Source organism: Candidatus Enterovibrio altilux (assembly GCF_002381345.1).
GTDB classification, from domain to species: Bacteria; Pseudomonadota; Gammaproteobacteria; order Enterobacterales; family Vibrionaceae; genus Enterovibrio; species Enterovibrio altilux.
On sequence record NZ_CP020660.1, the window covers coordinates 424036 to 438877 of the forward strand.

At 42.6% G+C, this 14842-nt stretch carries 12 protein-coding genes; all 12 read right to left on the minus strand.

Annotation, left to right across the window (positions count from 1 at the left end; translation table 11 throughout):
- Positions 1-17 precede the first annotated feature (17 nt).
- The gene (ftsA, locus tag BTN50_RS01820; protein WP_096618818.1) at positions 18-1274 is read right to left on the minus strand and encodes a cell division protein FtsA; all 1257 of its coding nucleotides are present in this window, start codon (positions 1272-1274) and stop codon (positions 18-20) included.
- Between the two features lie 17 nt (positions 1275-1291).
- Entirely contained in the window at positions 1292-2056 is a 765-nt protein-coding gene (locus tag BTN50_RS01825) for a cell division protein FtsQ/DivIB (protein WP_223825582.1), read from the minus strand.
- Between the two features lie 222 nt (positions 2057-2278).
- Entirely contained in the window at positions 2279-3742 is a 1464-nt protein-coding gene (gene murC, locus BTN50_RS01830; RefSeq protein WP_096619512.1) for a UDP-N-acetylmuramate--L-alanine ligase, read from the minus strand.
- A gap of 12 nt (positions 3743-3754) precedes the next feature.
- Positions 3755-4831: an undecaprenyldiphospho-muramoylpentapeptide beta-N-acetylglucosaminyltransferase gene (gene murG, locus BTN50_RS01835; RefSeq protein ID WP_096618820.1), complete on the minus strand. Its 1077-nt coding sequence runs from the start codon at positions 4829-4831 to the stop codon at positions 3755-3757.
- Between the two features lie 13 nt (positions 4832-4844).
- Complete coding sequence (ftsW, locus tag BTN50_RS01840; protein ID WP_096618821.1) at positions 4845-6014, minus strand: cell division protein FtsW; 1170 nt, start codon at positions 6012-6014, stop codon at positions 4845-4847.
- A 2-nt stretch (positions 6015-6016) separates the two neighbouring features.
- The gene (murD, locus tag BTN50_RS01845) at positions 6017-7351 is read right to left on the minus strand and encodes a UDP-N-acetylmuramoyl-L-alanine--D-glutamate ligase (protein ID WP_096618822.1); all 1335 of its coding nucleotides are present in this window, start codon (positions 7349-7351) and stop codon (positions 6017-6019) included.
- Between the two features lie 3 nt (positions 7352-7354).
- Complete coding sequence (gene mraY / locus BTN50_RS01850) at positions 7355-8437, minus strand: phospho-N-acetylmuramoyl-pentapeptide-transferase (protein WP_096618823.1); 1083 nt, start codon at positions 8435-8437, stop codon at positions 7355-7357.
- Positions 8431-9807 carry a UDP-N-acetylmuramoyl-tripeptide--D-alanyl-D-alanine ligase gene (locus BTN50_RS01855; RefSeq protein WP_096618824.1) on the minus strand — a complete coding sequence of 459 codons (1377 nt, stop codon included), beginning with the start codon at positions 9805-9807 and terminating at the stop codon, positions 8431-8433. Before BTN50_RS01855 ends, mraY begins: the two co-directional genes overlap by 7 nt.
- Complete coding sequence (gene murE, locus BTN50_RS01860; RefSeq protein WP_096618825.1) at positions 9804-11291, minus strand: UDP-N-acetylmuramoyl-L-alanyl-D-glutamate--2,6-diaminopimelate ligase; 1488 nt, start codon at positions 11289-11291, stop codon at positions 9804-9806. The genes BTN50_RS01855 and murE overlap by 4 nt, the downstream gene beginning before the upstream one ends.
- A complete protein-coding gene (locus tag BTN50_RS01865) occupies positions 11291-12994 on the minus strand; it encodes a penicillin-binding transpeptidase domain-containing protein (protein WP_161492982.1) in 1704 nt (567 codons plus the stop codon). Before BTN50_RS01865 ends, murE begins: the two co-directional genes overlap by 1 nt.
- Positions 12995-13041: 47 nt before the next feature.
- Entirely contained in the window at positions 13042-13353 is a 312-nt protein-coding gene (gene ftsL / locus BTN50_RS01870) for a cell division protein FtsL (protein WP_096618827.1), read from the minus strand.
- Positions 13353-14306 carry a 16S rRNA (cytosine(1402)-N(4))-methyltransferase RsmH gene (rsmH, locus tag BTN50_RS01875; RefSeq protein ID WP_096618828.1) on the minus strand — a complete coding sequence of 318 codons (954 nt, stop codon included), beginning with the start codon at positions 14304-14306 and terminating at the stop codon, positions 13353-13355. Before rsmH ends, ftsL begins: the two co-directional genes overlap by 1 nt.
- Positions 14307-14842 lie beyond the last annotated feature (536 nt).

Genomic DNA, 14842 nt, shown 5'->3' on the forward strand with positions numbered 1-14842 from the left:
TCCTTTTTATATCAGGTTTAAAATTCTTTTTTTAACCAGCTACTAAACCTACTGAACATTGCTGATACAGTATGTTTAGACTCTGATTCATTCACTTCGTTCAATAGGTTATCTTTGCCGTAGTGCAGTAAACCAACCACTGTTGCATGATAAGGCACGTCAATATAGTTGGTCAGACCAGCCACTCCAGCAGGAAACCCCACGCGAACTTGATTTTGAAAGACTCGTTCAGCACACTCAACCAAGCCTAGCATTTGTGCCGAACCACCAGTCAAGACAATACCAGCCGCTAATTGATGCTTTACGCCTTGTGCACATAAACGTTCCTGAACTCGTTTCAACTCTTGTTGTATCAAACTCAACAACTCACTGCAACGAGGTTCAATTACTTCAGCCAACGTTTGTCGTTGTAAGCTACGAGCAAGACGTCCACCTACACTTGGAACATTGACTTTAGCATCTTTATTCACTAATTCGCTTAATGCGCAGCCGTATTTTACTTTGAGCTTTTCCGCATCACTTAATGGCGTACCAAAAGCATAAGCAATGTCACTAGTCACCACGTTACCTGCGTATGGAATAACGGAGGCGTGTCTCAATGCTCCACCTGTCCATACCGCAATATCCATGGTTCCCCCACCTATATCCACAACACAAACCCCAAGTTCTTGTTCATCTGCAGTAATAACAGAGTGACTTGAAGCGAGACCAGAGAAGATCAATTGATCAACTTTTAAACCGCAACGTTCTACGGCTTTTTCTATATTTTTTGCCGTATCGTTATGGCAAGTAATTAAATGAACACTGGCCTCCATTCGTACACCTAACAAACCAACTGGGTTTCTAATACCAGCTTGATAATCAATTTTATATTCTTGTGGAATTACATGCAATACGCGCTGCTCATCGCTAATTTTTACCGATTGTGCCGTATGAATCACCATCTCCACATCGTTTTGGGTTACTTCTTCATCAGTAATCATACCCATTCCACGCTCTGTCTGACAATGAATATGCTTACCAGACAAAGAAAGAAATACTGAATGAATTTTACAATCTGACATAAATTCGGCATCATTAACTGCTCGCTCAACCGATTTTACGACTAATTCAAGATCATTGACGCCGCCTTTATCCATACCCTGAGATGACGTGGTACCGACTCCAAGCGCATTAATTGCTCCGTCCGGTAATATTTCACTGACTAACACCGAAACTTTTGATGTTCCTATATCCAATCCAACAATTAGTAGTCTGTCAGTTGTACGCTTCATTCCACCTACTCTCAGGTTTACTCTTCACTGCTCACGTTAGGCTCTTTCCAGCCAATCGCCGCACCAGTGTCATAGCGCAAATCCACATATTGTATGGTTCGGCACACTTTATTGATTTCATCGAACATGTTCACGAAGCGTTCTAACCGCTCTTTCCTTGAATCTCGCCCTAACTCAATGCGCGTCCCGTCCTGGGTAACCATTCTCCACGAACGGCGGTCATTTAATACTAACTTAACAATCTCTAATTTAGTTGGCGCCAGAATACGTTGCATTTCTCGCCAAGCTGAAAGTACTGCATACTCGCTGCCTACAGGACCATATAATGAAACTAACACCTGATCAAGAACATCATTTGGGTTTGCACTAAATGCGACCCCATAGATATCCAGAAGCTGCGATCCATTCCAAATGGCTTCAGGATGATATTCCGTCACATTTACTTGCAGTGTATTTGGCCATTGCTTTCTGACTTCTACATTGGCCACCCAGGGCAACGCAAATATTGCACTATGAATAGCATCGACATCTTGCAAAATAAAACTATGCAGCTGGCCCAATTGCAGCACTGCATCACGCACTTCAATCGAAGACAAATATATTAACTGACCTTGTACAACAATTTGAGATAACGGTAATTGCTTTGCATCCCCCATCCATGTCAGGACACGAAGTAAAGACCAAGTAATGCCTAGAATTACAAAGATTAAAAACACCAGCCCACCCCAATATTCTTTAAAGATTGAAGGTTGAACCGGTACATTCTCTGCAGTCACATTCATCATATTAAGTCTTATTGCTTCGCATAATTTTAAGGCACCTGTCGATCCACTTTAATATGAAGCCAACCGATTATAATGGTCAGTTTGACAGGTCTCCAACTTTTGTTGGCTTAGAAGTAACTAAGCTGAGATCAAATGCATGCAAAACCCCTAAGATCCAATAAAAAATTAGACATTACTCTTTATTTAAGCAGTTATTTTACAAAAATTTTAATTTTTTTATTAACTTTCTTTACTTAATGCTGTTTTATCTAATTTTAATTCAGCTAGTTTTTTTGCCACCTTTCCGATATCACCTGCCCCTTGCGTCAAGATCATATCATTTGGCTGAATGACCGCAGCAAGAGCTGCGGGCAGAAATTTCACATCAGAAATGAAGATTGGATCAATTTTTCCACGCCCACGAATTGTGCGACATAGACTGCGCCCATCTGCACCAGTAATGGGAGTTTCTCCAGCAGAGTACACATCCAGCATCAAAAGAACGTCAACTTGTGCAAGCACATTTACAAAATCATCATATAAATCACGGGTACGACTATAACGATGTGGTTGAAAAATCATGACGAGCCGATAATTTTCCCATCCAGCACGGGCCGCTTGAATAGTTACATCTATTTCACTTGGATGATGACCATAATCATCCACCAACAACGCATGCCCATCATCAACAGGAAAAAGACCCAGTTGGTCAAAGCGACGCCCTGTGCCTTCAAAAACCGCTAGTGCACGTAAAATGGCATTATCTTTAATTCCATCTTCTGTCGCAACAGCCACCGCTGCCGCAGCATTCAATGCATTATGGCGACCAGGGATATTCAGTTCAATATCCAAGTTTAGTTTGCCCACACGTAAAATGGTAAAGATACTTTTCTGGGCCTTTTGCCGATAACGTTTCAACTGAACATCTGCATCATCAGAGAAACCATAAGTAATCACTTGACGACCAATCAGTGGGATCAACTCGCGAATAACTGGATCATCAATACACATTACTGCTTGTCCGTAGAATGGAAGCTTATGTACAAAATCGATAAATGCTTGTTTTAGAACCTCAAAATTACCACCATATGTGTCCATATGCTCAGTTTCAATGTTTGTGACAATAGAAACCATCGGCTGCAAGTGCAGAAATGATGCATCACTTTCATCTGCTTCAGCAATAAAGTAACGACTACAACCTAAGCGCGCATTAGTACCTGCACTTTTCACCAAACCGCCATTGACGAACGTTGGATCTAAGCCTGCTTCTTGATAGATCAATGTTACGAGAGCAGTTGTAGTAGTTTTACCGTGTGTGCCTGCAACCGCAATGCCATGACGGTAACGCATTAGTTCTGCAAGCATCTCTGCTCGGCGAACCACTGGGATACGGAGTGCTTTTGCTGCTACTAATTCAGAGTTATTTTGTTGAATGGCAGTAGATACCACAACCACACTTGCACCTTCAACATTGCTTTTAGCATGGCCAATAAAAATATGGACGCCCTTACTGTCAAGACGCTGCGTAACTATACTTTCGGATAAATCAGAACCCGAAATATCATAGCCTTCATTGATCAATACTTCAGCAATACCGCACATACCTGCGCCGCCAATACCAACAAAGTGAATACGGTTAACACGACGCATTTCTGGCACCATGGTTCGAATTTTTTCTAACTGATGACTATCAAATTTCCCTATCACTGAGTTCTCTTATCTCGCTACGTCTTTAATAACGGTAGCAACCCGTATGGCTGCATCTGTAATGGCAGCGCTTCTCGCTGCTTTTGCCATTCCTATCAAAGAGCTAAAATCTAATATCTCTAGCGTTTGTGCTAGTTTCTTTGCTGAAAGCTCTGATTCTTCAATCATTATTGCTGCGCCATTCTTCACCAAATAGTTAGCATTTAATGTCTGTTGACGATCTTTGTGTTTAAACGGCACAAATATTGCTGCAACACCGGCAGCTGCAACTTCAGATACCGTTAGCGCGCCAGAGCGACAAATTAAGATATCAACCCACCCATATGCCTCTGCAACATCATCAATAAACTCTATCACCTCAACATGTTTAACGTTCGCTTTAAGGTAACGTTCAACCGTGTCAGCTTGATTATCTTTGCCAGCTTGGTGACGAACAACCACATCACGATTCAATTGTGCCAACGCATCAGGCACTGTGCGATTCAGAATGCACGCACCTTGGCTGCCTCCCATCACTAACACCTTTAAAGGATCAATAGCATCTCGGTGTACTTCAGACGGTGCTGGCAGGCCGCATACAGCCTTTCGGACAGGGTTTCCTACCACTTCTTGATTTGGAAACGCTCCAGAAAATGCTTGCAACACACATTGTGCAATCTTCGCTAACCATTTATTGGTTAAACCAGCCACCGCATTTTGCTCATGAAGCACAACAGGAATACCAGTCAGCCATGCGGCTAGCCCGCCTGGTCCACTCACGTACCCTCCCATTCCTAAGACTGCATTTGGTTTCCAATTCCGAATGTGCTTTTTTGCTTGGCAAACGGCGTTAATAACCATTAAAGGGGCAAAAAGTTTACGCTTAAATCCAGCACCTCGCAGCCTTTTTACTTCAATAAAATCAATTTCAATGCCATATTTGGGTACCAAATCCGCTTCTATTCGATCTGCCGTCCCCAACCAACGAATTTCCCATCCTTCTTGTTGCAGTTCATTCGCAACAGCAAGACCAGAAAAAACATGCCCGCCAGTACCACCAGCCATCACCAAGAGTCGTTTATGCTTCTGTTCATTTTCTTTTTTCATGAAATATTATTCATTAATGTACCTGAGAAGTTTCTAACCTATATTCATAATCAATCCTTAATAGCAATGCTACCGCTGTAGACATAATAAATAAACTGGAGCCACCATAACTAATAAACGGTAACGTCAACCCTTTAGTTGGCATAATACCTGCAGCTGCGCCAACATTAACCAAAGCTTGAAATGCAAACCAAATCCCTATGCCGAACGCAAGAAAACCACCAAATAATTGATTCATTTCAAAGCATCGTTTCCCAATAAACAAAGCACGAAACACCAAAGCAAAAACCATTAACAAAACAACAGTTACACCTACCAATCCAAGTTCTTCTGCCAATACTGCCACCACAAAGTCTGTATGTGCTTCTGGTAAGTATTCTAATTTTTGAATGGAATTACCCAGCCCTTGTCCCCACCAATCACCTCGACCAAATGCCATCAAAGATTGAGTAAGCTGGTAACCACTGCCAAAAGGATCTTGCCATGGGTCAAGAAAAGACGTAACACGCCTTACACGATAAGGTTCTGTAATAATAAGAAGCCCAACTAACCCCAGCCCTGAAAATAAAAGCACGCCGAACTGCCATAGTTTTGCTCCTGCAATAAACAACATGCCAATGGTAGTGATAAACATCACTATCACGGAGCCAAAGTCTGGTTGTGCGAGTAAAAGTACCGCGATAATAATAAGAACAACAAGTGGCTTCAAGAAGCCATAAAAACTTTCACGCACCTCACCATGTCGGCGAACCAAATATCCAGCAATAAACAAAAAGAGAGATAACTTTGCCACTTCGGCAGGCTGAAGGTTAATGATACCCAATCGTAGCCAACGCATTGCGCCATTTACTGAGTGACCAATAACTAACACAGCCACCAAGAGAAAAAGCGAGATAAGAAGCATTGGGATGCTAAGTTGTTGCCAACAAACCAGAGGAATTTGCATTGCTATGCCCGCAAAGATTAGCGCACCAACCAAGTACACTCCCTGACGAATAGCAAAGTGAAAAGGCTGATCCACTAGCCGACTTGAAACTGGAATCGATGCTGATGTCACCATGATGAGCCCGATGAGCATTAAACCCAAAGAAAGCCATACGATATGTCTATCGTATAAAACGGTAGGTGCTGGGTGAAAGAGCCAACGCCAAATATTCATGTTTTCCCTCTTTATGTTTATCATCCTTAACTTCTATCTTCATGTTTTTTTGAAACGGCCACACTCGCATAAGCAGCAAAAGTATCACCTCTCACCATGCAGTTGAGAAACTGATCAAAACTTGCACACGCAGGAGAAAGCAGTACCATGTCTCCAGACACCGCGTCTTTTGCAGCAATATCCATTGCCTGTTGCAAAGTTTCTACCACAACAGGTCGTTCAACGAGTGCCGAAAACGATTGTCCGTTGCAGCCGAAACAATAGAGAGTAACATTCAATTTTTCGAGTACTGGTTTTAAAGAAACAAAATTCGCGCCTTTCCCATCGCCACCAACCATTAAATGCAATTTACCATCCCGTCGAATGCCATTCAACGCCGCTAAGGTGCTTGCTAAATTTGTCGCTTTGGAATCATTGACCCACAGCACGCCATCTTGTTCCAATACTTTCTGACAACGATGCGGTAAACCGCGATATTGACGTATTGCAGCACACTGCGCAATGCGCTCAATGCCTACAGCATCAGCAGCGGCCATTGCAGCAAGACAATTAGCCACATTATGGCGTCCAACAAGCAATATATCAGAGACAGGCATGATTTGTTCATCGTTTGCCGTAAGCCACTCAAAGCCATCACGCAAAGTGAGAGTATACTCACCGTCAGTGAGTCCAAAACGGATAGCATTCGCATGCTCTACAGGCATTGTCTTTGTATCATCTTGATTCCATACTGCTAGCGCCGCTTGCAGATAAATACGGAGCTTAGCATCATGGTAATCACCCATCCCAATATATCTATTCATGTGATCTTCTGAAAAGTTGAGGAAAACAGCAGCCGCTAAGTCGAGTGATAAGGTTGTTTCCAACTGGAAACTCGATAACTCTAAAATATAAAGGGCATGGTCATTCATCAACATATCTAATGCGGCAAAACCAATATTACCACCGACACCTACATTGATACCCGCTGTTTTTGCCATTTCACCGACCAGGCTAGTCACTGTACTTTTACCGTTAGAGCCTGTAACACCGATAACTGGCACAGAAACATCGCGCGCAAATAGTTCAATATCGCCGATAATTTCAATGCCTTTCGCAGCGGCTTCTTTGAGCTCTGGTGTAGCTAATGCAACACCTGGGCTCACTATGATTTGATTAGCATTGAGTAGCCAATTCATATTCCAACCACCAGCATGCAGCTCAACCTCTGACGGCAATTGTACGCTGCCCTGTCTTACCATTTGAGTATCAATAACTTTAATATCAATATCTCCACCTTTACGCAGCAAATAATTGACAACAGAAAGCCCAGTCATACCGACTCCTATCACCACAACACAGTTTTTCGTGGTACCTGTCATGGATTAGCGTACCTTCAATGTTGCTAGTCCCACAAGAACTAACATTAGTGTAATGATCCAAAAGCGTACAATTACACGAGGTTCTGGCCAACCTTTTAACTCGTAGTGATGATGAATCGGCGCCATTCGAAAAATGCGTTGTCCGCGTAATTTAAACGAACCTACCTGCAAAATTACAGTCAAAGTTTCCACGACGAACAGCCCCCCCATAATAACCAGCAAACACTCTTGTCGAACTAATACTGCAATGGTGCCCAATGCACCACCCAATGCCAGTGAACCTACATCCCCCATAAACATTTGCGCGGGGTAGGTATTGAACCACAAAAAACCTAGACCCGCTCCAACAATTGCAGCACAGACAATCACTAGTTCACTGGCATACTTAATATAGGGAATATGCAAATACTCTGCGAAGTTAACGTTACCAGTCGCCCACGCAATCAACGTAAAACCACTCGCCACCATTACGATTAGCATGATAGCCAAACCATCCAGGCCATCGGTCAGGTTGACAGCATTGCTGGTGCCAACAATCACAAAACAAGTAAAAAGAATGTAGGATAATCCAAGTTTTGGCATCACATCTTTAAAAAAAGGGACTACCAATTGAGTGGCCGCAGTATCTTGCCCATGCACATACAAGGCAAAAGCAATCACCAAGGCAATTGCGGACTGCCAAAAAAATTTCCAGCGAGCAGCCAAACCATCAGTGTTTTTACGCACCATTTTACGGTAATCATCTATAAAACCAATAACACCATACCCCAAGATCACACCCAAGATAGCCCAAACATATGGGTTACTCAAGTCTGCCCAAAGCAACACAGTGACAACAATCACAATTAGGATCATGATACCGCCCATAGTTGGAGTGCCTTGTTTATTAAAGTGCGACTCAGGACCTTCATTACGAATAACCTGACCAATTTGCATCAGTTGTAAATGGTTAATCATGCGTGGCCCCATCCACAAAGAGATTATAAAAGCAGTGAAAACGCTGACGATCGATCGAAAGGTTAGGTAATCAAACAGACGGAAAAATGCCGCATAGTGCTCGAGAAGATTAGATAACCAAATTAGCATGTTGCAGCCTCCTCAATCGCTGCAATAACCTGTGACATCTTCATTCCATTAGCACCTTTGATCAGCACAGAAACCTCATGCTTGGTCTTCATGAGTGCCACTAAGTTTGCAATCAGCGCGTCTTTATTATCAAAATGTAGACCGCCACACCGCTCGCTAATTATTACGCTGGCAAGTCCGTGTGTCATTACTGTTTGAATATCAGATTGACTAAGGTATTCAGCTAAATCAAGGTGTACTGCATCGGAGTAATCACCCATTTCGCCCATATCTGCAAGCACAATCACTTTGTCGCCATCAAATTTATTAAGCATATCTACTGCCGCTTTCATTGCCGGCAAACTGGCATTGTAACTGTCATCAATAAGACGAAGTCCAGGACGTGGAAAACTTATTACTCCACGCCCTTTCAACGGTGCCACTGAAGCAAGCCCTTGAGTTATTTCTGTCATAGTGATACCATCAATATTCAATGCTGCCATTGTAGCTAATATGCTGTTAGCAACGTTATGCTGTCCCGGTAGGCTCAGCACGATAGGAAACGTTCCAATGGGCGTTTCCATGTCAAATTGAAAGCACCCACCTCCAGCCTCGCGGACGTTTACAGCACAAAAATTTGCACTTTTATTGGAGACTGTCATTGTAAGTAATTGTTTATTTTTTAACACGGCATCCCAATGTAAGCCACCATTGCTATCAAGATTGACGATAGCGAGCGCACCGTCAGCTAGACCTTCAAATATCTCACCTTTAGCTTTCACAACACCATCTAAAGACCCAAACCCTTCCAAATGTGCGGCGGCTACATTGGTTACTAAAGCAATGTCAGGCTTAACAAGCTTCGTTGTGTAAGCAATTTCACCAACATGATTAGCCCCCAGTTCAATAACCGCATAATCATCAGATGGCTCCAAGCGCAATAAAGTCAATGGTACGCCAATATCATTGTTTAAATTATCCAAGGTACACAAAGTACGTCCTAGCCGAGATAAAATCGCTACCAGCATCTCCTTAACCGTGGTTTTGCCACAGCTACCCGTTAGTGCAATAGTGGTCACATCACACTGTGTTTTGATCCAAGCGCCTAATTGCCCTAATGCTCTGAGCGTTTCTTCAACTACTAATTGTGGTAAATCACAATTTACTGGGTGAGAAACAAGTAATGCGGAGGCACCGTTTTGTTTAGCTGTGTCAATAAAATCATGCGCATCAAAACGATCACCTACCAAGGCAATAAATAGTGCACCCTTTTCAAGAGTTCGAGTATCGATAGACACTGCATCAATAATCATATTTGGATTAGAGAGCTTTACGTCAACCAAGTTTGCACCGACAATCATTTGCAATGTTTTAAGCGAAACTGGAATCATTTTTTACCCTCCAGCAATATTCTCACGGTGTCACGATCTGAATAATCAATCATGCCTGATACTAGTATTTGAGAATCTTCATGCCCTTTTCCTGCCACCAAAATTACGTCGTTATTTGACGCGTTAATAAAAGCAAATTCACATGCTTGAGCACGATCATGCAGTACAATAGCTTGCGTGGGCACCGCCATGCCAGCAAGCATATCTTGCACAATGTATTCTGGTAGTTCTGATCGCGGATTATCGTCAGTAAGGATAACTTTATCTGCAAACTTTTCTGCAATTTTAGCCATTAATGGACGCTTACCTGTGTCTCTGTTTCCACCACAACCCACAATGCACCAAAGTTCACCTTTACAGTGACGTCTGAGTGCAGTTAGTGCTTTTTCCAGTGCTGTGGGGGTGTGAGCGTAGTCAACGACAAGCATGGGTTTACCAATATGATGAAAAATTTCCATTCGTCCAATCACTGCTTGAAGTTTAGGTGCAACATTGAGCAACGCTGACTTCTCATAGCCCAACCCCAACAACGTAGTCAGACTCAACAATAAGTTCATCACATTAAATTCACCCACCAGAGGAGCCGTGAATTCACCATCACCCCAATAAGATGAAAATGCAATCGTAACACTGCAAGTCGAATAGCTCACAAAAGTAAGCCATAGCTTACGACCTTGATGAACTAGCACCGCCGACTTTGAAAAAGAAACAGCAATAGCCTCTGGCATATTCACTAACCATTGCGCACCGACTTCATCATCGGCATTAATTATGGATACTGATAAGCTATAGTGCGTAAATAAATGCAATTTTACTTCAGCATAAGCTTCCATGGTGCCGTGGTAATCGAGGTGATCGCGACTTAAATTCGTAAAAATAGCCGCATCAAATGCCACGGCTTTAACGCGATCTTGTATTAACCCATGCGAAGATACTTCCATGGCAACATGCGTAGCTTTTGCTTCCTTGTACACAAAAAGTTGTTGCTGAATATCTACTGCGCTACTTGTGGTATTTAATGCTGGCTCCAGAGCATTAAGAAACCCATTACCTGTTGTTCCCATCACGACAGCACGACCGCCCATAAGATCAATCCACTGAGCAATTAATTGGCTAACGGTAGTCTTGCCGTTTGTGCCCGTCACACCAATAGTCGTCATATACTTACTTGGATTTTGGAAGAAGCGTGAAGCAATCTCGGAAAGATGCGATTTAAGATGAGGAAAGGCCACCACAGGAACATCATTGTAAAAGGTAACACCAAACTGACCACAAGTGTCACCGTCATCAGCAATCACAGCAACAGCGCCAACATGAACAGCAGCAGCAATAAACCGTCTTGCATCTAAGTTATATCCCTGGATCGCAATAAATACATCACCATACTTAATCTGGCGATTATCCAGAGAAAGTCCTGAGATCTCTTGTTCTGGCACACCATCAAACCACGGCGCTAATAATTCGGTAAAACTAGTGTTGGGCATCAGTTCTTCTTGTCCGTTCTAGTAATTTGTAACATAGAGTCTCTTGCATCAGGCGCAATATTTAGGATTTGCAATGTACTCTTCATCACTTCAGAAAAGACAGGTGCCGCGACTTGGCCACCATAATATTTATCACCTTGAGGTTCGTTTATCACGACAACTATCGCGATCCGCGGATCGCTGATCGGCGCGATCCCAGCAGTATAACTTATATATTCATCACCGTACCCACCAGCTATAGCTACTTTAGCGGTGCCAGTTTTTGCTCCTACACGATAGCCATTTACTGCTGCACGTCTTGCACTGCCACCTACCTGAGTCACCGATTCCAACATATCAATTACTTTACGGGTATTTTCACGCGATGCCACTTGCTTACCGGGTACAACTGCTTCTGTTTTTAAAATAGAAAGAGGACGCTTTACACCTAATCCACCAAGCACAGCATAGACTCGCACCAATTGAGCTGGTGTAATAGACAAGCCGTAACCAAATGACAATGTTGCGCGTTCAAAATCAGACCATCGCCTACGCGAAGGGTAGAAGCCTAGTGACTCGCCAACAAGATTCATACCAGTTGCGTCGCCTACACCAAAACTACTGTACAACCCTAATAACTCTTCAACAGGCATCGATAAAGACAGTTTACTCACACCTATATTACTGGATTTTTTAAGAATTTTACGTAAATTTGCTTTACCAGCTTTAGAAACGTCACGTACTTTGACACCACCAATCGACATCACACCATTGCCCGTATCGATAATGGTAGTTTCATCTGCAATGCCATTTTCAAGTGCTGCAAGCACAACTAACGGTTTGATAGTTGAGCCCGGTTCAAACACATCAGTAATTGCACGATTTCGCATCGTAAAATTTTTTAAGTACAAACGATTATTGGGGTTATAAGACGGTGCATTTACCATAACAAGCACTTCTCCAGTACGCACATCAACCATCACCACAGACCCTGACGTTGCTCTATAATCTGCGACTGCCTGTTTAATAGCGCGATAAGAAATAGCCTGTAATCGCTGGTCGATGCTCAGCTGAAGAGGTTTACCTTCTTTGCGCTCTTTGAGCGAAATATTTTCAACAACGTGACCGTATCTATCTTTTCGAACAGTACGACGGCCTGGTTCACCGCTCAACCAATCATCATACCCACGTTCAATGCCTTCCAATCCCCGCCCATCAATACCAGTCACCCCAATCAGATGTGCACTAACCTCACCCGCAGGGTAATAACGGCGAGATTCATCTTTGGTATTGATGCCCGCCAATTTAAGGCCTTCAATATAAGTCGATATCGCAGGACTCACCTGGCGCTGTAGATAAATAAACCGCTTGTTTTTATTATTTTCAAGACGGGCAAGCATCTCTTGTCTATTGATATTTAACGCATCCGCTAATGCGTGCCAACGAAATCTATCTTGTAACTTATCATTTTTAAATATCGTGACAGGATCTGCATACACCGCTTGAACTGGCACACTCACTGCGAGGGATTCATCATTACGGTCAGTAAGCATACCTCGAGCTGCAGGCATTGCTGTCACTCGGACAGAACGTAAATCACCTTCATAACGAAGGCGGTCTGGTTCAATGACTTGAATGTAGGCGGCGCGGGTAATTAAAGCAGTCAATGCAAAGAAAATACTGCAACAAACTGTTACAAAACGCCACTTAATAAAAGTTAGCATCTGCTGACCAGCTAGTTGATCACCTACTTTCTTTTTTTCTTTCAATACTATTGGCTCACTATGACTTCACGCTTACTGTCAGGACGCACCATACCCTGATCTTGCCGCGCTATACTTTCAACACGACTATGCTCTGTTAAAGCATGTTCTTCTAGCAGCTGATTTCGCCATTCAACCTCTAAGCGCTCTCGCTCCATTAATAATTGATCATTGCCTGCGATAATACTACGTGTTTGCTGAGTGGTGTACACCACACCCAAAGCCGAGAGTAAAACCAATACAAATAGAATCAACTGTACTTTACCTACCGAAGTTAGATCATGAATAATTTGCTTGGTTAACCCAACATGAGCCCGCATTAAAAGCTTAGTTTTTCTGCCACACGCAGCACTGAGCTACGTGAGCGTGCATTATATGTCACTTCAAGATTAGACGGTTTCAATACTTTGTCTACTGGCTTCATTGCTGCTCGACCCAATTCTAAAATTTGTGTTTCCGTTAATGGCACACCATGAGGTACCTTCGGCCCTTTGCTTTGCTTGCGGATAAAACGCTTGACCATGCGATCTTCTAACGAATGGAAGCTAATTACTGATAAACGTCCTTTAGGTGCAAGAACATTCAGCACACCTTGCAATGCGGTCTCAATCTCATTCAACTCATTATTAATGTAAATACGTATCGCTTGGAAGCTGCGTGTTGCAGGATGCTTATTTCTCTCTCGGAAAGGTATAACATTTGTGATAAAATTAGCTAACTGTACAGTGCGTGTCAGTGGTTCTTTTTCTTTATTTTCACGACGTTCAACAATCGCACAAGCAATACGTTTCGCAAAACGTTCTTCACCAAAGACTTTCAACACCCATGCAATGTCATCTACATCAGCTTCTTGAAGCCATTGAACTGCAGGTATACCAGATGTTGGGTCCATACGCATGTCCAGTGAACCATCTCGCATGAAGCTAAAACCACGTTCTGGATCATCTAACTGAGGAGAAGACACTCCTAAATCCATCAATACACCATCAATCTGACCACTTAAACCGAATCCTTCAATATATTTTTGAATACCAGAAAACTGGCCGTGAATAATACTAAAACGTGAATCATTAATTTTTGCTCCTTCAGCAATTGCTTGTGGATCCCGATCAATACCGTAAAGGCGACCATTTTCGCCAAGGCGAGACAAAATTTGACGGCTATGCCCCCCACGGCCAAATGTGCAATCTACATAAATACCATTAGATTTTATCGCTAAACCATTAATTGATTCATGTAAAAAAACCGACATATGTGAAAACTGCTTTGACATAATTTTTGAGCACCTAAAGCGAGAGGGAGGTAAGTCTATTGTTCAATGCCTCTGTAGCATTAGCTTGAAGTTTAATATATCTATCTATTTGTTGCTGTCATTTATCACTGTACCAGAGTTCAACTTTATCAAGTGACCTCATCAGCACGGCTTTGTTCTTTAACCCCGCATAATCACGTGACATTGTGATAATCAATCTTCGCCCTTAATTATCCATCTTCCATTCAAAGGCATGATCCAACAACAAACGCGGAGAAAATATTTTACTGGATGTAAGCTAGACAAATGCGTAAATTTTTTAATTAGCTCCCACTTTGGCAACAAATATAGAATAAACAGGGAAGTTAATGCACTATAACGCAAGCAAACACGTCACCACACAGCGTATTACAGTCGTTTCGATAACGCCTTCGCAATGCCTACCCAACTTTTCATATCAAATGAAATGGCAGACACACCCCTTAACATGCAATTTAGTTGTCTTGCACGCTAGAATACCTCGCTTTATTTTACAATATTTCACTAGAGTGTACGTA

Bases quoted from the DNA above. Each gene is read 5' to 3' on its own strand.
- ftsA (WP_096618818.1), bottom strand. From the start codon at position 1,274: ATGAAGCGTACAACTGACAGACTACTAATTGTTGGATTGGATATAGGA.
- BTN50_RS01825 (WP_223825582.1), bottom strand. From the start codon at position 2,056: ATGAATGTGACTGCAGAGAATGTACCGGTTCAACCTTCAATCTTTAAA.
- murG (WP_096618820.1), bottom strand. From the start codon at position 4,831: ATGAAAAAAGAAAATGAACAGAAGCATAAACGACTCTTGGTGATGGCT.
- ftsW (WP_096618821.1), bottom strand. From the start codon at position 6,014: ATGATAAACATAAAGAGGGAAAACATGAATATTTGGCGTTGGCTCTTT.
- murD (WP_096618822.1), bottom strand. From the start codon at position 7,351: ATGACAGGTACCACGAAAAACTGTGTTGTGGTGATAGGAGTCGGTATG.
- mraY (WP_096618823.1), bottom strand. From the start codon at position 8,437: ATGCTAATTTGGTTATCTAATCTTCTCGAGCACTATGCGGCATTTTTC.
- BTN50_RS01855 (WP_096618824.1), bottom strand. From the start codon at position 9,807: ATGATTCCAGTTTCGCTTAAAACATTGCAAATGATTGTCGGTGCAAAC.
- murE (WP_096618825.1), bottom strand. From the start codon at position 11,291: ATGCCCAACACTAGTTTTACCGAATTATTAGCGCCGTGGTTTGATGGT.
- BTN50_RS01865 (WP_161492982.1), bottom strand. From the start codon at position 12,994: ATGCTAACTTTTATTAAGTGGCGTTTTGTAACAGTTTGTTGCAGTATT.
- ftsL (WP_096618827.1), bottom strand. From the start codon at position 13,353: ATGCGGGCTCATGTTGGGTTAACCAAGCAAATTATTCATGATCTAACT.
- rsmH (WP_096618828.1), bottom strand. From the start codon at position 14,306: ATGTCAAAGCAGTTTTCACATATGTCGGTTTTTTTACATGAATCAATT.